This window comes from Kosakonia pseudosacchari (assembly GCF_900184035.1).
Taxonomy (GTDB): domain Bacteria; phylum Pseudomonadota; class Gammaproteobacteria; order Enterobacterales; family Enterobacteriaceae; genus Kosakonia; species Kosakonia pseudosacchari.
Genome location: NZ_FXWP01000011.1, coordinates 222927 through 242833 on the forward strand (window position 1 = coordinate 222927; position 19907 = coordinate 242833).

At 55.2% G+C, this 19907-nt stretch carries 17 protein-coding genes and 1 tRNA gene; 13 read left to right on the plus strand and 5 right to left on the minus strand.

Translation table 11 applies throughout. The features are described from left to right. Positions 1–255 precede the first annotated feature (255 nt). The gene (gene alaC, locus BN2591_RS09640) at positions 256–1497 is read left to right on the plus strand and encodes an alanine transaminase (RefSeq protein ID WP_086870963.1); all 1242 of its coding nucleotides are present in this window, start codon (positions 256–258) and stop codon (positions 1495–1497) included. 86 nt (positions 1498–1583) lie between these two features. Here alaC and ypdK read toward each other — a convergent pair whose 3' ends face one another. Then, complete coding sequence (gene ypdK, locus BN2591_RS09645; RefSeq protein WP_099458783.1) at positions 1584–1655, minus strand: membrane protein YpdK; 72 nt, start codon at positions 1653–1655, stop codon at positions 1584–1586. A 503-nt stretch (positions 1656–2158) separates the two neighbouring features. Between ypdK and hutI the strand changes: the two genes are divergently transcribed. From hutI to hutH, 5 genes are all read left to right on the plus strand, one after another. After that, positions 2159–3385, plus strand: coding sequence for an imidazolonepropionase (hutI, locus tag BN2591_RS09650; protein WP_086870965.1), 1227 nt, complete (start codon positions 2159–2161; stop codon positions 3383–3385). Then, complete coding sequence (gene hutG / locus BN2591_RS09655) at positions 3382–4341, plus strand: formimidoylglutamase (protein ID WP_086870966.1); 960 nt, start codon at positions 3382–3384, stop codon at positions 4339–4341. Before hutI ends, hutG begins: the two co-directional genes overlap by 4 nt. Before the next feature lie 69 nt (positions 4342–4410). Further along, positions 4411–5148 (plus strand): histidine utilization repressor, encoded by a 738-nt coding sequence (locus tag BN2591_RS09660; protein ID WP_086870968.1) that lies wholly within the window; start codon positions 4411–4413, stop codon positions 5146–5148. Positions 5149–5292: 144 nt separating this feature from the next. Next, the gene (hutU, locus tag BN2591_RS09665) at positions 5293–6984 is read left to right on the plus strand and encodes a urocanate hydratase (protein WP_086870970.1); all 1692 of its coding nucleotides are present in this window, start codon (positions 5293–5295) and stop codon (positions 6982–6984) included. Then, positions 6981–8507, plus strand: a complete 1527-nt coding sequence (gene hutH, locus BN2591_RS09670) for a histidine ammonia-lyase (RefSeq protein WP_086870972.1) — start codon at positions 6981–6983, stop codon at positions 8505–8507. The genes hutU and hutH overlap by 4 nt, the downstream gene beginning before the upstream one ends. Positions 8508–8525: 18 nt before the next feature. On the opposite strand, the gene BN2591_RS09675 is transcribed toward hutH, so the two are convergent. Next, positions 8526–8600 (minus strand) — tRNA-Arg (locus BN2591_RS09675). A 75-nt stretch (positions 8601–8675) separates the two neighbouring features. Further along, entirely contained in the window at positions 8676–9617 is a 942-nt protein-coding gene (locus tag BN2591_RS09680) for a formate/nitrite transporter family protein (RefSeq protein ID WP_086871074.1), read from the minus strand. A 306-nt stretch (positions 9618–9923) separates the two neighbouring features. On the opposite strand from BN2591_RS09680, the gene mlaA reads away from it, so the two are divergent. Beyond that, positions 9924–10679, plus strand: coding sequence for a phospholipid-binding lipoprotein MlaA (gene mlaA / locus BN2591_RS09685; protein ID WP_086870974.1), 756 nt, complete (start codon positions 9924–9926; stop codon positions 10677–10679). Between the two features lie 58 nt (positions 10680–10737). Here the strand turns inward: mlaA and fadL are convergent, their stop codons facing one another. Next, complete coding sequence (fadL, locus tag BN2591_RS09690; protein ID WP_086870977.1) at positions 10738–12099, minus strand: long-chain fatty acid transporter FadL; 1362 nt, start codon at positions 12097–12099, stop codon at positions 10738–10740. Positions 12100–12477: 378 nt separating this feature from the next. Between fadL and BN2591_RS09700 the strand changes: the two genes are divergently transcribed. The 4 genes from BN2591_RS09700 (at position 12478) to sixA (ending at position 17074) form a co-directional block, all read left to right on the plus strand. Further along, positions 12478–12762: a YfcZ/YiiS family protein gene (locus tag BN2591_RS09700; protein ID WP_017458646.1), complete on the plus strand. Its 285-nt coding sequence runs from the start codon at positions 12478–12480 to the stop codon at positions 12760–12762. Positions 12763–12924: 162 nt separating this feature from the next. After that, a complete protein-coding gene (fadI, locus tag BN2591_RS09705; protein ID WP_086870982.1) occupies positions 12925–14232 on the plus strand; it encodes an acetyl-CoA C-acyltransferase FadI in 1308 nt (435 codons plus the stop codon). Continuing rightward, positions 14232–16379, plus strand: a complete 2148-nt coding sequence (fadJ, locus tag BN2591_RS09710; RefSeq protein WP_086870985.1) for a fatty acid oxidation complex subunit alpha FadJ — start codon at positions 14232–14234, stop codon at positions 16377–16379. Before fadI ends, fadJ begins: the two co-directional genes overlap by 1 nt. A gap of 209 nt (positions 16380–16588) precedes the next feature. Further along, the gene (gene sixA, locus BN2591_RS09715) at positions 16589–17074 is read left to right on the plus strand and encodes a phosphohistidine phosphatase SixA (protein WP_086870987.1); all 486 of its coding nucleotides are present in this window, start codon (positions 16589–16591) and stop codon (positions 17072–17074) included. Positions 17075–17131: 57 nt separating this feature from the next. Here the strand turns inward: sixA and smrB are convergent, their stop codons facing one another. Continuing rightward, positions 17132–17683 (minus strand): endonuclease SmrB, encoded by a 552-nt coding sequence (gene smrB, locus BN2591_RS09720; RefSeq protein ID WP_045513070.1) that lies wholly within the window; start codon positions 17681–17683, stop codon positions 17132–17134. Between the two features lie 166 nt (positions 17684–17849). On the opposite strand from smrB, the gene prmB reads away from it, so the two are divergent. Together prmB and aroC are read left to right on the plus strand one after the other, a co-directional pair. Then, positions 17850–18782, plus strand: a complete 933-nt coding sequence (prmB, locus tag BN2591_RS09725; protein ID WP_086871076.1) for a 50S ribosomal protein L3 N(5)-glutamine methyltransferase — start codon at positions 17850–17852, stop codon at positions 18780–18782. Between the two features lie 37 nt (positions 18783–18819). Beyond that, positions 18820–19905, plus strand: a complete 1086-nt coding sequence (gene aroC, locus BN2591_RS09730; protein WP_086870989.1) for a chorismate synthase — start codon at positions 18820–18822, stop codon at positions 19903–19905. Positions 19906–19907: the final 2 nt, after the last annotated feature.

The window sequence follows — 19907 nt, forward strand, 5'->3', positions numbered from 1 at the left end:
GCGATATTGTACTAATTGGTGAATTTATAAGGTAATTTTATCTTTATTTTATTGTTAAAAGATATGATGGTTTTTTCTATAAGAGGATAATTAAGCTTTCCTTATCCTAAATTAAACTTCCTCTTTTATGGCGTTGCGTTATTTTTGCGCTTACCCCTCGACAGCGAGATTTTTTTCGGGCTATGTTCTAAGCACGCCGCAAATGTGGCGACGTCGCTCGGACGGTCCGGGCGCTAACGTTACTCCGAGGAATCTATGGCTGACTTCAGTCCTGAACGCCGTTTTACGCGTATCGATCGTCTCCCCCCGTATGTTTTTAATATCACCGCTGAACTGAAAATGGCTGCGCGACGCCGCGGCGAAGATATTATTGATTTCAGTATGGGCAACCCGGATGGCGCGACGCCACCGCACATCGTTGAGAAACTCTGTACCGTAGCACAACGCCCGGATACGCACGGTTACTCCACGTCGCGCGGCATTCCGCGTCTGCGCCGGGCGATTTCCCGCTGGTATCAGGATCGTTATCAAGTGGATATTGATCCGGAAACCGAAGCGATTGTCACCATTGGTTCGAAAGAGGGGCTGGCGCATCTGATGCTGGCGACGCTGGATCACGGTGATACCGTGCTGGTGCCGAACCCGAGTTACCCGATTCATATTTACGGTGCGGTGATTGCGGGAGCGCAGGTGCGTTCTGTACCGCTGGTGGAAGGTGTCGACTTCTTTAATGAACTGGAGCGCGCGATCCGCGAAAGCTACCCGAAGCCGAAAATGATGATTTTAGGCTTCCCGTCTAACCCGACAGCGCAGTGCGTTGAACTGGAGTTCTTCGAAAAAGTGGTCGCGCTGGCAAAACGCTACGATGTGCTGGTTGTTCACGACCTGGCCTACGCCGACATTGTGTACGATGGCTGGAAAGCGCCGTCGATCATGCAAGTGCCGGGCGCGCGCGATGTCGCCGTTGAGTTCTTCACCTTGTCGAAAAGTTACAATATGGCGGGCTGGCGTATCGGTTTTATGGTCGGTAACCCGGTGCTGGTCAACGCGCTGGCGCGTATCAAAAGTTATCACGACTACGGCACCTTTACGCCGCTACAGGTGGCTGCGATTGCCGCGCTGGAAGGGGATCAGCAGTGTGTGCGCGATATTGCCGCTCAGTATAAACGCCGTCGGGATGTGCTGGTGAAAGGGCTGCATGAAGCGGGATGGATGGTAGAAATGCCGAAAGCGTCAATGTACGTATGGGCGAAAATCCCTGAACCGTACGCGGCGATGGGCTCGCTGGAGTTTGCCAAAAAGCTGCTGAAAGAGGCGAAAGTCTGCGTTTCGCCAGGCATCGGTTTTGGGGATTACGGCGATACGCATGTGCGTTTCGCGCTGATTGAGAACCGCGATCGTATCCGCCAGGCGGTGCGCGGTATTAAGGCCATGTTCCGCGCCGATGGGCTACTTCCGGCAGCGCAAAAGAGCGCGGCGGAAGATCTGGAACCGTAACTGTGCCTTCTCCGCCCGCCTGGTCGGCGGGCAAAACAAAAAAGGAGCCTTTTGGCTCCTTTTTTGTACAGCACGATATGCTCAGGTTAGATCATCAGGGCGAATGTGCCGGCCCACACAATAACCATCACCGAAATGCCCATAAAGAAATATTTCACGTTCATCGCTCCGCACACCTAAGTATGCATTCATGACCATTCAGGACTGAGTATAGAGAGGTGAAACTACGCCACATCGAAAATGAGAATTATCTCTATTTCGGCCACAGCTCCATCTCAGAATTTCGGGTGAATTCCTCACCAAACGGGGCTAATGTACGCTTAATTTTCAGGCCTTACAAGAGCCTTTTTTCTATTTAATTTTAGTAACTTACAATGTGTCGGGCTTTGGCGACACAATACTTTCACTGCTAAATAAATAGCCATTGAGCGACGATAAAAATGGCCTGCTGAAACGGTTCATTTCCGCTTGAATTATAAGGCTAATTTTTTGAAGCAGGTCACAAATCGCTCACATCAAGACCAATGTGCCTTTGCGATGGCTTGTACTGAACCCGCTCAAAAAAGTGGATGAATGTGCAACCAGGGCGACAGGTTATGCGGGTTGACAATCCATTCATTATGCAAATAAATGTCTATACAACCCATGACAAGCAAAACCGATGACTGATTTTACCTCTGCCGATCGAATCTGGCGCAACGCGCGCCTTGCAACAATGGATCCTTCTCAGCCAAAGCCTTACGGTTTACTGGAAAAGCATGCGCTTATTGTGCGCGACGGGCGCATCCGCGCTGTGGTGCCGGATGCTGAGCTACCCGCGAGGATACCCAACTGTGTTGATGTCGCCGGACGGCTGATAACGCCCGGTTTAATCGACTGCCACACCCATCTTATTTTTGGCGGCAACCGTGCGCAGGAGTGGGAGCGGCGGCTGAATGGCGTGTCTTACCAGCAGATTAGCGCCGAGGGCGGCGGTATCAATGCCACCGTGCAGGCCACCCGACAGAGTAGCGAAGCGGAGCTGATGAGACTTGCAGAGCAGCGATTACAACGGTTGATCAATGAAGGCGTGACGACCATTGAGATCAAATCCGGGTACGGTCTGGATCTCGAAAACGAAGAGAAAATGCTGCGCGTTGCCGGTCTGCTCGCACAACAACAGCCGGTGGAGATCAGCCGTACGCTCCTTGCTGCGCATGCCACGCCGCCAGAATATAAAAGCCGCAGCGACGAATACATTGCGCTGGTGTGTGAAACGATCCTGCCTGCGCTGTGGCAAAAAGGGTTGTTTGAGGCGGTAGATGCTTTTTGCGAAAACGTCGGCTTTAGCCCGGCGCAAACCGAACGGGTATTTCTTGCGGCGCGTGAATTGGGCATCCCGGTAAAAGGCCATGTTGAGCAGCTATCCTCTCTTGGCGGCGCGCAACTGGTGAGCCGCTATCGTGGGCTTTCTGCCGATCATATTGAGTATTTAAACGCAGAAGGGGTGGACGCGATGCGCGCGAGCGGCACGGTGGCGGTGTTGCTCCCCGGCGCGTTTTATTTTCTTAATGAAACGCAAAAACCGCCGGTTGAACGGCTACGCCAGCAACATGTTCCCATGGCGCTTGCCACCGACTACAACCCGGGCACCAGCCCGTTCGCCAGCCTGCATCTGGCGATGAATATGGCCTGTGTCAAATTCGGCCTGACGCCGGAAGAAGCATGGGCAGGCGTGACCCGACATGCCGCGCAAGCGCTCGGTCGCCAGCAGACGCACGGGCAACTGGCCGCAGGGTTTATGGCCGATTTTATTGTCTGGGATGCTGAGCACCCGGTGGAGATGGTCTATGAACCTGGCCGCAACCCACTCTATCAGCGCATTTTCCGTGGTGAGGTAAGCGTATGACTCTCTGGCATCCGGTTGAGCCGACTGTCTGGCAGGGGCGTGATGACAGCGCAGAAGCGGCAAATGCGCTGCGCGTCTTTCAGACCATTGCCAGCCCAGGTGATTTCTCACCGCAGCAACATCGTGGAAAAGTCGCGTTGCTGGGTTTCGAGTGCGACGAAGGGGTAAAACGCAATCAGGGACGCGCGGGCGCCGCGCAGGGGCCCGACGTGCTGCGTAAAGCGCTGGCCGGAATGGCAAGCCAGCCGGGGCACGGGCAACTTGTGGAGATGGGCAACATCCGCGCACTGCCAGATAAGCTGGAGGAGGCGCAGCAGGCGCTGCATGATGCGCTACTGGCTTGCCAGCGATCGCGTATGCGCACGCTGGTATTTGGCGGCGGTCATGAAACGGCGTTTGCGCACGGTTGCGCCATTCTCGATGCCTTTCCCAATGAGCGTATCGGGATTATCAACCTGGATGCGCATCTCGATTTGCGCCACGCTCAACGTGCCAGCTCCGGGACACCGTTTCGCCAGTTGGCACTGCACTGCGAAGCGCAACAGCGCGGTTTTCACTATAGCTGCATTGGCGCGAGTGTCGCGGCGAACACCCAGGCGTTATGGGATGAAGCCGCAAACCGTAACGTTACGGTGATTGACGATCTTGCCGTGTTGCATGCTTTTGACGATCGGGTCATGCCGGAAATTGCACGCAACATAGCCAGTTACGATCGTCTCTATCTGACTATCGATCTCGATGTGCTGCCCGCCTGGGAGATGCCCGCCGTTTCCGCGCCCGCAGCGCTGGGCATTCCGCTGGCATTGTTATTGCGTATTGTTGAACCATTGTGCCGCAGCGGCAAACTTCAGGCGGTGGATCTGGTGGAATATAATCCGTTGTTTGACCTTCAAGGTGCAGGTGCCAAAGTGGCGGCACGGCTGGCATGGCAGATTTTGCACTGGTGGCGCGGGTGATCGCCGCCCGTTAAATCAGGTTATACTCGCCGGCTGGCGCTTCATCACAACATAAGGAACACGCGCACTATGTTTTCGCCTCGTCCCCGTTCGGCATCCGCCAGTGCGCCGGTGCCCTTTTATGAAAAAGTGAAGCAGGCTATCAGCGAGAAGATCTACGACGGTACGTGGCGGCCGCACGATCGCATCCCTTCGGAAGCGGAGCTGGTGGCGCAGTTTGGTTTCAGCCGTATGACCATTAACCGAGCCGTGCGTGAGTTAACGGACGAGGGGCTGCTGGTACGCTTACAGGGCGTCGGTACGTTTGTCGCTGAGCCAAAAGGCCAATCGGCGCTGTTTGAAATCCGTAGCATTGCCGATGAAATTACTGCTCGTCATCACCAGCACCGCTGCGAGGTGTTACTACTGGAAGAGACGCGCGCCGATTTTACCCAGGCCGCTGCGCTGGAGGTGGAAGAGGGAGCGCGTATTTTCCATTCCCGCATGGTGCATTACGAAAACGATATCCCGGTGCAGATTGAAGATCGCAGCGTCAATGCCGCCGTGGTGCCTGACTATTTACAGCAGGATTACACCATCACGACGCCGCATGCCTATTTGTCGCTGATTGCGCCACTCACCGAAGGGGAGCATATCGTCGAGGCGGTAAGTGCTTCGGCTGAAGAGTGTCGCCTGTTGCATATCAACGAGCGCGATCCCTGCCTGCTTATTCGCCGCCGTACGTGGTCAACCTCGCATATTGTCTCCCACGCCAGCCTGCTTTTTCCGGGTAGCCGTTACCGTTTACAGGGCCATTTCGGCTCCTGATCGCTCGCGTCAGCAAAAGCGTGATTGCTGGCGCACTATAACAAAATTGTATCTTTTTTGTTAAATCCATACTTGCGTGATGCAATTGTATAGACAAGTATAGGTGTTTACATATCCAGGACATTTCCGCAGGAGAAAACACCGATGCCGCATACCCTCCATCGCCAGCAAACTGTTCGCGCCCCCAGAGGCACGCAACTGAATGCGAAAAGCTGGCTCACCGAAGCGCCGTTGCGCATGCTGATGAATAACCTCGATCCCGAAGTGGCCGAAAACCCGAACGCGCTGGTGGTGTATGGTGGCATCGGGCGCGCGGCGCGCGACTGGGAGTGCTTTGACGCTATTGTTGCGGCGCTGAAAAAGCTGGAGCATGACGAAACGCTGCTGGTGCAGTCCGGCAAACCGGTGGGGGTATTTAAAACCCACGATAACGCGCCGCGCGTGCTGATTGCGAATTCCAACCTTGTACCGCACTGGGCCAACTGGGAACACTTTAACGATCTGGATGCTAAAGGGCTGGCGATGTACGGTCAGATGACTGCCGGAAGCTGGATCTACATTGGCAGCCAGGGGATTGTGCAGGGCACGTATGAAACCTTTGTTGAAGCCGGTCGCCAGCATTATCAGGGGGATCTGCAAGGGCGCTGGGTGTTAACCGCCGGGCTTGGTGGTATGGGCGGTGCGCAACCGCTGGCGGCGACGCTGGCTGGCGCCTGTTCGCTGAATATTGAGTGCCAGCAAAGCCGCATCGATTTTCGTCTGCGCACACGTTATGTCGATGAACAAGCCACTTCGTTGGACGACGCGCTGGCACGCATTGAAAAGTACACCGCTGCTGGCAAAGCGGTCTCTGTCGCGCTGTGCGGCAACGCGGCTGAGATCCTGCCTGAGCTGGTGAAACGCGGTGTGCGCCCGGATCTGGTCACCGATCAAACCAGCGCACACGATCCGCTGCATGGTTACCTGCCAAAAGGCTGGACGTGGGAAGAGTACCAGCACAAAGCGGGATCCGACCCGCAGGGCACAGTGCAAGCCGCTAAACAGAGTATGGCTGAGCACGTCAGCGCCATGCTGGCGTTCAGTGAAATGGGCGTGCCGACTTTTGATTACGGCAACAACATTCGCCAGATGGCGAAAGAGATGGGCGTCAATAATGCTTTTGACTTCCCGGGGTTTGTCCCGGCCTATATTCGACCGCTGTTTTGCCGTGGCATCGGCCCGTTTCGCTGGGTGGCGCTTTCCGGCGATCCGCAAGATATCTATAAAACCGACGCCAAAGTGAAAGCGATTATTCAGCACGACAAGCACCTGCACCACTGGCTGGATATGGCGCGCGAACGCATTAGCTTCCAGGGATTACCGGCGCGTATTTGCTGGGTAGGGCTTGAGTGGCGGCAAAAACTGGGGCTGGCGTTTAACGAGATGGTACGCACTGGTGAAGTCTCCGCGCCGATTGTGATTGGTCGCGACCATCTTGATTCTGGTTCGGTGGCAAGCCCAAACCGTGAAACCGAAGCAATGCGCGATGGTTCTGATGCCGTATCGGACTGGCCGCTGCTTAACGCGCTGCTGAATACCGCCAGCGGCGCGACCTGGGTCTCGCTGCATCACGGTGGCGGTGTGGGGATGGGTTTTTCCCAGCATGCGGGGATGGTAATTGTCTGCGATGGCACAGATGAAGCGGCGGCACGCATTGCACGCGTGCTGCATAACGACCCGGCAACGGGTGTTATGCGCCACGCTGACGCCGGGTATGAGATTGCGATTGAGTGCGCCGCAGAGCAGGGGCTCAATCTTCCGATGGTTGCTGCAACGCAGGGGCAGGGCAAAGCATGAAAAATTTCCCCCTTATTCCGGGCCAACTCACCCTCGCGCAGCTGCGCGAAATCTACAGCCAGCCTATTCATCTGTCGCTGGATGATGGCGCGTTTGCGGCCATTAATGAGAGCGTTGCCTGCGTCAACACGATTATGGCGGAAGGTCGCACCGCGTATGGCATCAATACGGGCTTCGGGTTGCTGGCGCAAACGCGCATCGCGACGGAAGATCTGGAGAATTTGCAACGCTCGCTGGTGCTCTCTCACGCCGCAGGCGTTGGCGAGCCGCTGGATGACGCGCTGGTTCGCTTGATTATGGTGCTGAAGATCAACAGCCTGGCACGCGGTTTTTCCGGTATTCGCCTGCAGGTGATCCAGATGCTGGTGGCGATGGTTAACGCGGAGGTTTATCCGTGGATCCCGGCGAAAGGCTCGGTGGGCGCATCTGGCGATCTGGCGCCGCTGGCGCATATGTCGCTGACGCTGCTCGGCGAAGGAAAAGCGCGCTGGCAGGGTGAATGGTTACCGGCGAGTGAAGCGTTGAAAAATGCTGGCCTTGCGCCAATCACGCTGGCGGCGAAAGAGGGGCTGGCGCTGCTGAACGGTACGCAAACCTCCACCGCATTTGCTTTGCGCGGCCTGTTTGAAGCCGAAGATCTGTTCGCATCCGCCGTGGTTTGCGGTGCGCTGACCACTGAGGCGGCGCTCGGTTCGCGTCGTCCCTTCGATGCGCGAATTCATGACGTTCGCGGCCAGCGCGGGCAGATTGACGCGGCGGCGTTATATCGCCATGTATTAACCGATGACAGCGCCATTTCTCAGTCTCACCACAACTGCAATAAAGTGCAGGATCCTTACTCCCTGCGCTGTCAGCCGCAGGTGATGGGCGCATGCCTGACGCAACTGCGTTTTGCCGCAGATGTGCTGTTAACCGAAGCGAATGCGGTTTCCGATAACCCGCTGGTTTTTGCCGCCGAAAATGACGTGATCTCCGGGGGGAATTTCCATGCGGAGCCGGTGGCGATGGCCGCAGATAATATTGCGCTGGCGATTGCTGAGATAGGTTCGCTTGCCGAGCGTCGCATTGCCCTGCTGATGGATAGCCATATGTCGCAACTGCCGCCGTTCCTGGTGAAAAATGGCGGTGTTAACTCTGGCTTTATGATTGCCCAGGTCACCGCGGCGGCGCTGGCAAGTGAAAACAAAGCGTTATCGCATCCGCACAGCGTGGACAGTTTGCCCACTTCGGCAAATCAGGAAGATCATGTTTCTATGGCACCGGCTGCCGGGCGTCGCCTGTGGGAGATGGCGGCGAACACGCGTGGCGTCATTGCCGTTGAGTGGCTGGCCGCCTGCCAGGGGCTGGATATGCGCGAAGGCTTAACCAGCAGTCCGCCGCTGGAACAGGCACGCCGACTGCTGCGCGAGCAGGTTGCGCATTATGAGAAAGATCGTTATTTCGCGCCGGATATTGAACGTGCCATCGCGCTGCTGGCGGAACGCCATCTGACAACCTTGTTGTCGGGAATTGTGTCTTATTGAAGAAGTGAGAGGCATTGATGGTGTCCCCTGCAGGAATCGAACCTGCAACTAGCCCTTAGGAGGGGCTCGTTATATCCATTTAACTAAGGGGACAAGGCGGCAGGAGTATAACGTTATTTACGTCTCGCGTTAAGCTCACAGGCCGCCAAGTGATTAAACTGTGGCCGTTTATGCCTCTTTTTCTGCGCCGTCGCGTTGCTGTTTTTGCTCGTCGGCGCGGGCTTTTGCTTCGGCTTTACGCGCATTGATCATATCGTTACGGATCTGTGCGTGACTGAGCAGAGCAAAAATAAACGTGCCGCCGCAAATATTCCCGGCGAGTGTCGGCAGGGCGAATGGCCAGATAAATTCGCTCCAGTGCAGCGTACCGTTAAACACCAGATAGAAAATCTCTACGGCGCCGACCACGATATGCGTGGTGTCGGCCAGCGCGATAAGCCAGGTCATTAAGATGATCACCACAATTTTCGCCGCGCCTGCCGCCGGGAACATCCACACCATGGTGGCGATGATCCAACCGGAGATAATGGCGTTAGAGAACATCTCCAGCGGCGTATTCTTCATTACCTCCATGCCGATTTTGACAAACGCATCGCGGGTGGTTTCATCGAATATGGGCATATACTCAAATGCCCAGGCCGCGATGCCAGTACCAACAAGGTTTCCCAACAGCACCACGCTCCATAAGCGCGTCATCAGGCCAAAGTTGACCCAACTGGGTTTTTGCATCACTGGCAATACGGCCGTGACGGTGTTTTCGGTAAACAGTTGCTGGCGCGCCATGATGACAATAATAAAGCCAAAGGTGTAACCGAGGTTCTCCAGCAGAAAACCGCCGGGAACGCCGTCGAGCTGTACGTGGAAAATCCCTTTTGCCAGCAGCGATGCACTCATCGACAGGCCTGCGGCTATGGCTGACCAGAACAGCGCCATCGCATCGCGTTCCAGCTCTTTTTCGCCGTCCTGGCGAATATGTTCATGAATCGCCATGGCGCGTGAGGGCAGGCGCTCTTCATCGAGCTCTATTTTCTTCCCGCTCTTCTTCTCGTCGCTTTCCACTTGTATGTCATCGCTGTGTTTGTCGAGTTTCTCTTCTTTAATATTGTCCACGATGGCCTCGCTTGGTAATGGCGGCAAAATTTAAGCGTAGCGGTTTTCACGCTTATTCCGTGACGGCATCGTCCTAAATTGCGCGAAAAGCAATAATGGCAATACGATATTGAGGAAGTTTGTATAGAATTGTTAACGAGCCGTAAAGGTGAGTTCGGTTAGGCTGAGCGCGATTCGTTCGCTACATGGACATCAGAATACGTGCTGATACAATGCGTTGCGCATTGTCTGCGCAAAACGGATTTCCGCGTTTGCGTTATTCAAAAATGGCATTCAGCGACGACCATTTTCTTCAGGGAGACACCTATGAAATTCCGCCTGTCGGCGCTTGCGCTGGCTACCACTGTGCTGGTCGGTTGTGCCAGTTCCGGTAAAGATTCGCAGGGACGTTCAGACCCGCTGGAAGGGTTCAACCGCACCATGTACAGTTTCAACTTCAATGTTCTGGACCCGTATGTTGTCAGGCCTGTTGCCGTTGTCTGGCGTGATTACGTGCCGCAGCCCGCGCGAAATGGCCTGAGCAACTTCACCAGCAACCTTGAAGAACCGGCGGTGATGGTGAACTTCTTCTTACAAGGCGATCCGTACCAGGGGATGGTTCACTTTACGCGCTTCTTCCTGAACACCCTGCTGGGGATGGGCGGTCTGATGGATGTCGCCGGTGCGGCGAACCCGAAATTACAGCGCGTTGAGCCACACCGTTTTGGTAGCACGCTGGGGCATTACGGCATAGGTTACGGCCCTTATATGCAACTGCCGTTCTATGGCAGTTTCACGCTGCGTGAAGACGGTGGTGATATGGCCGATACGCTCTATCCGGTGCTGTCGTGGCTGACATGGCCGCTGTCGGTGGGTAAATGGACGGTGGAAGGCATCGAATCGCGCGCGCAACTGCTGGATTCAGATGGCCTGCTGCGCCAGTCTTCCGATCCGTATATTCTGGTGCGTGAAGCCTACTTCCAGCGCCATGACTTTATTGCCAACGGCGGTAAGCTGAAACCGCAAGAAAACCCGAATGCGCAGGCGATCGAGGGCGATTTGAAAGACATCGATTCGGAGTAAGCGAAGCAAATAAAAAAGGTGAGCACGGCGCTCACCTTTTTTTATGCCTGATGGTTTATCAGAACGCGTAGTTAAAGTTCGCGCCATACAGCCATGCACGACCTTCAGATTTGAAGGTATACGGGCCTTCTGTGAACTCCACTTTCTGACCATGCATATAAGAAACGCCGACGTCGACGGAGGCATCTTTATTAAATGCGTAGGTCGCACCGGTACTCAGCCAGAAACGGTCCTGATCCGGGATGGAGATGGAGCGTTTGGCTGCCGGAACCGGGCTGTCATCAAAGGCGATACCGGCGCGGAAGGTCCAGTTATCATCCATGTAATAGGTGGTACCCAGTGCGATACGGTAGGCGTCTTTAAAGCTTTCATCTTTATAGAACAGCGTCTGGCCATTGTTGCCGGTCGCTTTCAGTTCCTGGAACTGGCTCCAGCTGGTGTAAGCCAGGCTATAGTGAATGGCCCACTGCGGATCAACACGGTTGTAACCCGACACTTCCCACATTTCCGGCAGATGTAATGAGAGCGAACCGTTGGTGGTGGCGCCGCCAGTGCCATACGGCAGGTTAAGATCGAGTGCGGCATTGATCGGGTTCAACGCTGCAGGCAGGCTGCTCTTGTAATCGCCGTCGAAGTCGACTTTGATTTCAGAACGGTAGGTCAATGCATAGCGGTTGTTTTTATCCAGCTCGTAAAGAATACCAGCGTTCCAGCCAAAGCCCCACTCATCGCCCTTCAGATGGGCAATTTGCGTATCGCGGCTAATACCGCCAGCCTGGGCGGCAAGTTGCTGTGCATCTTGTGGTGACAGGCGACCCGATTGCACCAGCCCTGGCAGACCTGCGCCGATGATTTGCGGCAGGTCACCCGCGTAGCGCTCCACTTTCGCACGTGCATAAACAGCGTCAAAGCCGAGGCCGAAGCTCCAGTGGCTATCCAGACGGTACGCGCCGCTCAGGTTGAGGTTCAGCGTTTCAAGGTCGGTTTTACCACCCATAGAACCGGCGGCGTAATTGTTGTTGAACTCGGTGGCCAGCCCGTAGTTAGAGGTCACAGACGCGCCCCAGCCAAATTGATCGTTAATCGGTGCCACGAAATGCAGGTTCGGCACCCATGCGGTCGGGGCGATGTTGTCCTGGCTGGCATTGTTACCAATTGCAGAACGACCCGTCACGTTAACATCCGGATCGACAAACACCGCACCACCTGAGAAGGTCGGGCGATCGAACATGGTGATCAGCGCCGGGTTGCGGCTGACGTTGCCTGCGTCATCAGCAATGGCGCCTTCACCGGAATAAGCTCGGCCAAGGCCAGAGGATGAAAACTCGTTGAGTTGAAAGCCTGCAGACCAGGCCTGGGTAGAAACGATTGCCACTGCGACTGCCAACGCAGACTTGGTAAACCGGGTTTTCTGGCTCATGACCATAACCTCATTCGAAATCGATTTATTTTTATACAAACTTTGTTACGCGGGGTAACAGGAGCGCGAAGTGTAGGGTCTGAGGTACATCTGAGAAATCAGACCAGTGGCGAGAGTATAGGTCTGACCAGAGGAAATGTTGCAAGTATGTATATAAGATTTTTCAATTGTGATCTTCGAAACGGGATCTGCGCAGCAAAATTGCCCCCGGTGTTAATCAGCCGATTAGATGATTATTGTTTTAGATCATTTTTAAGTGTGATTTCGGTCACTTATCGCCGCTTGCGGAATTAACGACTGGAGCCACATTCCCTCGCGGCGTAAAATATGCGCAACGTTTATCTGGCACCTTGGGTGCGAATTCAGAGGAAATCTACCATGAGTAAATGCAGTGCTGATGAAACCCCGGTTTGCTGCTGTATGGATGTTGGCACCATTATGGACAACTCCGACTGCACCGCCTCTTACAGCCGCGTGTTCGCTAACCGCGCCGACGCTGACGAAACCCTGGCTGCGCTGAGCGCCAGAGCTCGCAGCGTGGAATCCGATCCTTGCCAAATCACCTCTACGTTTACGGAAGTGGCCGACGGTGTGCGCCTGGATATCGATTTTGTCTTCGCTTGCGAAGCCGAAACGCTGATTTTCCAGCTCGGTCTGCGTTAATTATCCCGCCAACGCTCCCGATCACCGGGAGCGTTTTGTTAAGTATCTCTGTGCCTTAGCTCCCATTTTTTTCTCCCTCCCATTGGCTAAATGTAAAAAATTGGTTAAGACTGTTATCAGGTCAGACCACTTAATGCATTACGCTGTTAACAGGGGAGTGTTATGAAGGCATTACCGCTTGTCACCCGCCAGGGCGACCGCATTGCCATTGTCAGTGGGTTACGTACCCCTTTTGCCCGCCAGGCGACCGTCTTTCACGGCGTGCCGGCCATCGATCTTGGCAAAATGGTGGTGGGAGAGATGCTGGCACGCAGCGAAATTCCCCCCGAAGTGATTGAACAACTGGTGTTTGGCCAGGTGGTTCAAATGCCCGAAGCGCCGAATATTGCGCGCGAAATTGTGCTTGGCACTGGCATGAGTGTGCATACCGACGCTTACAGTGTTAGCCGCGCCTGCGCGACCAGCTTTCAGGCGGTGGCGAATGTCACCGAAAGCCTGCTGGCAGGCACCATCCGTGCCGGTATTGCCGGGGGCGCAGATTCATCCTCTGTGCTGCCGATTGGTGTCAGCAAAAAACTGGCGCGTACGCTGGTGGATGCCAACAAAGCGCGCACCATGGGGCAAAAACTGAAACTCTTCTCACGCCTGCGTCTGCGCGATCTGCTGCCGGTTCCCCCGGCGGTGGCGGAGTATTCCACCGGCCTGCGCATGGGCGATACCGCTGAACAGATGGCGAAAACCTACGGTATCAGCCGCGAACAGCAGGATGCGCTGGCGCACCGTTCGCACCAGCTTGCCGCGCAAGCCTGGGCAGAAGGCAAACTGGCAGAAGAGGTGATGACCGCTTACGCGCCGCCATTTCGCGATCCGGTCGAAAAAGATAACAACGTGCGCACAAATTCAAGCCTGGCGGATTATGCAAAACTGCGCCCGGCGTTTGATCGCCAACACGGCACGGTGACGGCGGCCAACAGTACGCCGCTTACCGATGGCGCAGCGGCGGTGATCCTGATGACCGAATCCCGCGCCAAAGAGCTGGGGCTGGTGCCGTTGGGATACCTGCGCAGTTATGCCTTTACCGCCATTGATGTGCGTGAAGATATGCTGCTTGGCCCGGCATGGGCAACGCCGCTGGCGCTGGAAAGAGCCGGATTATCAATGGCGGATTTAACCCTGCTTGATATGCATGAAGCCTTTGCCGCGCAAACCCTGAGCAACCTGAAGCTAATGGCCAGCGAGCGTTTTGCCCGCGAGGTGCTGGGCCGTTCACAGGCAACCGGCGAAGTGGATGACAGTAAATTTAACGTGCTTGGCGGCTCTATCGCTTATGGGCATCCGTTTGCCGCTACCGGCGCGCGTATGATCACTCAAACCCTGCATGAGTTGCGCCGCCGCGGTGGCGGTTTCGGGCTGGTAACGGCCTGCGCCGCAGGCGGTCTCGGTGCCGCAATGGTTCTGGAGGCAGAGTAATGACCACAACATCGGCATTTACCCTTAGTGTGCGTCCCGACAATGTGGCGGTAGTCGCGATTGATGTACCGAACGAGAAGATGAACACGCTGAAAGCGGAGTTCGCGACCGAAGTGCGCGCCATTCTCAAACAGATCCGCGATAACAAATCATTGCGCGGCGTGGTGTTTATCTCAGCAAAACCGGACAACTTTATTGCGGGCGCGGATATCAATATGATCGCCCGCTGCCAGACGGCGAAAGAGGCCGAGGAGCTTGCCCGCCAGGGACAGCAACTGATGGCGGAAATCCATGCGCTGCCGATCCCGGTGATTGCCGCGATTAATGGCCCCTGCCTCGGCGGTGGGCTGGAGCTGGCGCTGGCGTGTCATCGCCGGGTTTGTACGAACGACGCCAAAACAGTACTGGGATTACCGGAAGTACAACTGGGTTTGCTTCCTGGCTCCGGCGGTACGCAGCGTTTGCCACGTCTGATTGGCGTGAGTACCGCGCTGGAGATGATCCTCACCGGCAAACCGTTACGCCCACGGCAGGCATTAAAAGTGGGGCTGGTGGACGATGTGGTTCCGCCTTCCATTTTACTGGACGCCGCCGTCGGGCTGGTTTCGCAGGGGCGTCCTGCCAGCCGCCATTTACCGGTGCGCGAGCGTATTCTTGCCGGGCCGCTTGGCCGTACTTTATTGTTCCGCATGGTGGCGAAGAAAACGGAGCAGAAAACCCAGGGGAATTATCCTGCTGCGTCGCGCATTCTCTCGGTGATCGAAACCGGCCTTGCCCAGGGGCGCAGCAGCGGTTATGACGCTGAAGCGCGCGCGTTTGGCCAACTGGCGATGACGCCGCAATCGCAGGCGTTGCGGCATCTCTTCTTTACCAGTACCAATATCAAAAAAGATCCTGGCAGCGCCGTCGAACCCGGCCCGCTTAATAGTGTGGGAGTGCTGGGCGGTGGGTTGATGGGCGGCGGTATCGCGTTTGTCACGGCCAGCAAAGGCGGCTTGCCGGTTCGCATTAAAGATATTAACGCGAAGGGCATTAACCATGCGCTGAAATACAGTTGGCAACAACTGGATAAAAAAGTGCGCCGTCGTTACCTGAAACCCGCCGAGCGCGACAGCCAGATGGCGAAGATCTCCGGTTCGCTCGATTATCGTGGCTTCGCCCACCGCGATCTGGTGATTGAAGCGGTGTTCGAAGATCTTGCGTTGAAGCAGAAAATGGTCGCTGAAGTCGAAGCTAACTGTGCAGCGCATACCATTTTCGCGTCCAATACCTCGTCTTTACCTATCGGCGATATTGCTGCGAATGCGGCGCGTCCGGAAAAAGTTATCGGATTACATTTTTTCAGCCCGGTGGAAAAAATGCCGCTGGTGGAGGTGATTCCCCATGCAGGCACCGATGAGCAAACCATTGCCACGACGGTGAAACTGGCGAAAAAACAGGGCAAAACGCCCATTGTGGTGGCTGATAAAGCTGGCTTTTACGTTAACCGCATCCTCGCGCCTTATATTAATGAAGCGATGCGTCTGTTAAGCGAAGGCCAACGTATTGAAACGATCGATCAGGCGCTGGTGAAATTCGGTTTCCCGGTGGGGCCCATCCAGTTGCTGGATGAAGTGGGGATCGATACCGGCACCAAAATTGTCCCGGTGCTGGAAGCTGCCTACGGGGAACGTTTTAGCGCGCCTGCAAGTGTGGTTAACGCAATCTTGAATGACGATCGCAAAGGCAGAAAAAATGAGCGCGGTTTCTATCTTTACCCGGCGAAAGGGCGTAAAAGCAAAAAACAGCCAGACCCATCGATCTACCGCTTAATCGGTGTTTCAGATGGCACACAGTTACCGCCTCAGCAGATAGCGGAACGGTGTGTGATGTTGATGCTGAACGAAGCGGCTCGCTGCTTTGATGAACAGGTGATTCGCAGCGCGCGCGATGGTGATATTGGCGCCGTGTTTGGCATCGGTTTCCCACCGTTTTTGGGCGGGCCATTCCACTATATGGACGCGCTGGGCGTAAGCGAAGTGGTGGCGACACTACAGCGCTTACAGGCGCAGTATGGCGAGCGTTTTACCCCTTGCGAGCCGCTGTTACGCATGGCGGAACAAGGTGTAACTTTCTGGCCGACAAAAGAAACTGAACGTTTCAGTTAGTGTCTAAAAAAGGAATTCTGTTATACCTCATGGGCTTTACGGTTATTTAATAAACAGTAATTGACTATACTTGCGCCATTGAGGTAAAAAACAGCGTTTCATTCAACGAATGGATCAGGCACAATGCCCGGCCATTAATATTTTCCGGTGTCGTGAAATGATTTTGCGGTGAAAGTATTAATGATTCTGGTTAACAAAAGCGGTGCAATATGCAAGTTTTTATCATGCGTCACGGCGACGCTGCCCTCGATGCAGCCAGTGACTCGGTTCGTCCCTTAACCCCTTGTGGCTGTGACGAAACCCGTCTAATGGCAACATGGTTGAAAGGCCAAAAAGTGGATATTGAACGTGTTCTGGTCAGCCCTTTTTTACGTGCTGAACAGACGCTGGATAAGGTAGGGGAGTGTATGAACCTGCCTGACAACGTGGATGTCCTGCCGGAACTGACGCCCTGTGGCGATATCGGCCTGGTCAGCGCCTATTTACAGGCGCTGGCAAATGAAGGTACTTCCGCCGTGCTGGTGATTTCTCACCTGCCGCTGGTCGGATACCTGGTGTCCGAGCTCTGCCCGGGTGAAGCGCCGCCGATGTTTACCACCTCCGCCATCGCCAGCGTCACGCTGGATGGAGACGGTAAAGGTGTCTTTAACTGGCAAATGAGTCCCTGCAACCTGAAGATGCCAAAAGCTATCTGATTCGCCGGACCATGAAAGATAAAGAGCCGCATAATGCGGCTCTTGTCGTTTCTGCCGTCAGGGCAACTCCGGCGGTTGCCACTCTTCCACTTCAATAAGCACCAGTATCGCCGCATCGCCGCCATACTCTTTTGGCGCCTGGTGAAACGCCATCACATGCGGGTGTTGCGCCAGCCACAGCGGGGTTTGCTGCTTGAGAATATGTTTGCCGTGACCGTGCATTACGCAGGCGCAAAACACATGTTCGCGACGGCAGGCGGCAATCAATGCTCCCAGTTCCTGCTTCGCCTGAAGCTGGGTTAAACCGTGCAGATCAAGAAACAGCTCCGGAGCATAATCGCCACGGCGGATCTTTTTCAGCTCAAAATGGCTGACATCGTCGCGCACATATTTTACCGGGCCTTCGGTGTTTAACAGCGGCTGGAACTCATCAGAAAAATAGTGGCTGTTATCAGCCTGCTCCTGCAACAACCGTTTCTCCGGCACTTCAGTGATTTTTTTCCGCGCCGGGCGATGAACCACGGTGTCCTGCTTTATCTGGCGCGTACCGGTCATCAGTTGCCGGAACAGCGCCTGTTCCTCCTCGCTAAGCGATGGTTTCTTTTTCATCTGCGCATCTCATCTTCTCTTTTTTTCAGTGTACCCGACTCATTGCGCCAGCGGTGCAGCAAAATGCATTTTTACCCCGCGCAGGCGCGTGAGAATGCTGATTTATCGCCGTCTTCGTGGCAAACTAGCCGCCGAATTTAATGCGAGCATGCGCCTGGGGGATACCATGGATAAAATTTTCGTCGACGAAGCAGTGAACGAACTGCACACCATTCAGGACATGTTGCGCTGGTCGGTAAGCCGATTTAGCGCCGCCAATATCTGGTACGGCCACGGCACCGACAACCCGTGGGACGAGGCGGTGCAACTAGTGTTGCCAACGCTCTATCTGCCGCTGGATATCCCGGAAGATATGCGCACCGCGCGTCTGACTTCCAGCGAGCGCCACCGCATTGTTGAACGCGTGATTCGCCGCGTTAACGAACGTATTCCGGTCGCTTATCTCACCAACAAAGCCTGGTTCTGTGGTCACGAATTTTATGTGGATGAGCGCGTGCTGGTGCCGCGTTCGCCGATTGGCGAGCTGATTAACAACCGTTTTGCCGGGCTTATCAATGAACAGCCGAAGCACATTCTGGATATGTGTACCGGTAGCGGCTGTATCGCGATTGCCTGTGCTTATGCTTTCCCGGAAGCGGAAGTGGACGCCGTCGATATCTCCACGGACGCGCTGGCGGTCACCGAGCACAATATTGAAGAGCACGGGCTTATTCATCACGTGACGCCAATCCGCTCTGACGTCTTCCGCGACTTGCCGAAAGTGCAGTACGACCTGATTGTGACCAACCCGCCGTACGTTGACGAAGAAGATATGGCAGATCTGCCTTCCGAGTATCGCCACGAGCCAGAACTTGGCCTGGCCTCCGGCAGCGATGGCCTGAAACTGACGCGCCGTATCCTCGCCTGTGCGCCGGATTACCTCTCTGACAACGGCATCCTGATTTGTGAAGTGGGTAACAGCATGGTACATCTGATGGAACAATACCCGGACGTACCGTTTACCTGGCTGGAGTTTGATAACGGCGGGGACGGTGTCTTCATGCTGACCAAAGCGCAGCTTATCGCCGCTCGCGAACACTTCAGCATCTATAAAGATTAAAACGACGCTCAACACAGACAACGACAACGGAGCCGTGATGGCAGGAAACACAATTGGACAACTCTTTCGCGTAACCACCTTCGGCGAATCGCACGGCCTGGCGCTCGGCTGTATTGTCGACGGTGTGCCGCCGGGCATTCCGCTGACCGAAGCGGATCTGCAACACGACCTGGACAGACGCCGCCCGGGGACATCGCGCTACACCACCCAGCGCCGTGAGCCGGATCAGGTGAAAATCCTCTCCGGCGTGTTTGAAGGCGTGACCACCGGCACCAGCATTGGTCTGCTGATTGAAAACACCGATCAGCGTTCGCAGGATTACGGTGCGATTAAAGATCTGTTCCGTCCGGGACATGCGGATTACACCTACGAGCAAAAATATGGTGTGCGCGATTATCGCGGCGGTGGCCGTTCTTCCGCCCGTGAAACGGCGATGCGCGTGGCGGCTGGTGCGATTGCCAAAAAATACCTGGCGCAGAAATTCGGCATTGTTATTCGCGCTTGCCTGACGCAGATGGGCGACATTCCGCTGGCGATCAAAGCCTGGGATCAGGTTGAGCAGAACCCGTTTTTCTGCCCGGACCCGGACAAAATCGAGGCGCTGGATGAACTGATGCGCGGCCTGAAAAAAGAGGGTGATTCCATTGGCGCGAAAGTCACCGTCGTCGCCGATGGCGTACCGGCAGGCCTTGGCGAGCCGGTGTTTGACCGCCTTGATGCGGATATCGCCCACGCGCTAATGAGCATTAACGCGGTGAAAGGCGTTGAAATTGGCGATGGCTTTGAAGTGGTAAAACTGCGCGGCAGCGAAAACCGCGATGAAATCACCAGACAGGGTTTCCAGAGCAATCACGCGGGCGGCATTCTGGGCGGTATCAGTAGCGGTCAGCAAATCATTGCCAACATTGCGTTGAAACCCACCTCAAGCATCACCGTGCCCGGAAAGACGATCAACCGCTTTGGCGAGGAGGTCGAAATGATCACCAAAGGTCGTCACGATCCGTGCGTTGGCATTCGCGCCGTACCGATCGCTGAAGCGATGCTTGCTATTGTTTTGATGGATCACTTCCTGCGTCAGCGCGCGCAAAACGCTGATGTGATAACCGATATTCCACGCTGGTAATT

What these genes read in the sequence shown, in the direction of transcription:
- alaC (WP_086870963.1), top strand. Translation starts at nt 256, where the DNA reads ATGGCTGACTTCAGTCCTGAACGCCGTTTTACGCGTATCGATCGTCTC.
- hutI (WP_086870965.1), top strand. Translation starts at nt 2,159, where the DNA reads ATGACTGATTTTACCTCTGCCGATCGAATCTGGCGCAACGCGCGCCTT.
- hutG (WP_086870966.1), top strand. Translation starts at nt 3,382, where the DNA reads ATGACTCTCTGGCATCCGGTTGAGCCGACTGTCTGGCAGGGGCGTGAT.
- BN2591_RS09660 (WP_086870968.1), top strand. Translation starts at nt 4,411, where the DNA reads ATGTTTTCGCCTCGTCCCCGTTCGGCATCCGCCAGTGCGCCGGTGCCC.
- hutU (WP_086870970.1), top strand. Translation starts at nt 5,293, where the DNA reads ATGCCGCATACCCTCCATCGCCAGCAAACTGTTCGCGCCCCCAGAGGC.
- hutH (WP_086870972.1), top strand. Translation starts at nt 6,981, where the DNA reads ATGAAAAATTTCCCCCTTATTCCGGGCCAACTCACCCTCGCGCAGCTG.
- mlaA (WP_086870974.1), top strand. Translation starts at nt 9,924, where the DNA reads ATGAAATTCCGCCTGTCGGCGCTTGCGCTGGCTACCACTGTGCTGGTC.
- fadL (WP_086870977.1), bottom strand. Translation starts at nt 12,099, where the DNA reads ATGAGCCAGAAAACCCGGTTTACCAAGTCTGCGTTGGCAGTCGCAGTG.
- BN2591_RS09700 (WP_017458646.1), top strand. Translation starts at nt 12,478, where the DNA reads ATGAGTAAATGCAGTGCTGATGAAACCCCGGTTTGCTGCTGTATGGAT.
- fadI (WP_086870982.1), top strand. Translation starts at nt 12,925, where the DNA reads ATGAAGGCATTACCGCTTGTCACCCGCCAGGGCGACCGCATTGCCATT.
- fadJ (WP_086870985.1), top strand. Translation starts at nt 14,232, where the DNA reads ATGACCACAACATCGGCATTTACCCTTAGTGTGCGTCCCGACAATGTG.
- sixA (WP_086870987.1), top strand. Translation starts at nt 16,589, where the DNA reads ATGCAAGTTTTTATCATGCGTCACGGCGACGCTGCCCTCGATGCAGCC.
- smrB (WP_045513070.1), bottom strand. Translation starts at nt 17,683, where the DNA reads ATGAAAAAGAAACCATCGCTTAGCGAGGAGGAACAGGCGCTGTTCCGG.
- prmB (WP_086871076.1), top strand. Translation starts at nt 17,850, where the DNA reads ATGGATAAAATTTTCGTCGACGAAGCAGTGAACGAACTGCACACCATT.
- aroC (WP_086870989.1), top strand. Translation starts at nt 18,820, where the DNA reads ATGGCAGGAAACACAATTGGACAACTCTTTCGCGTAACCACCTTCGGC.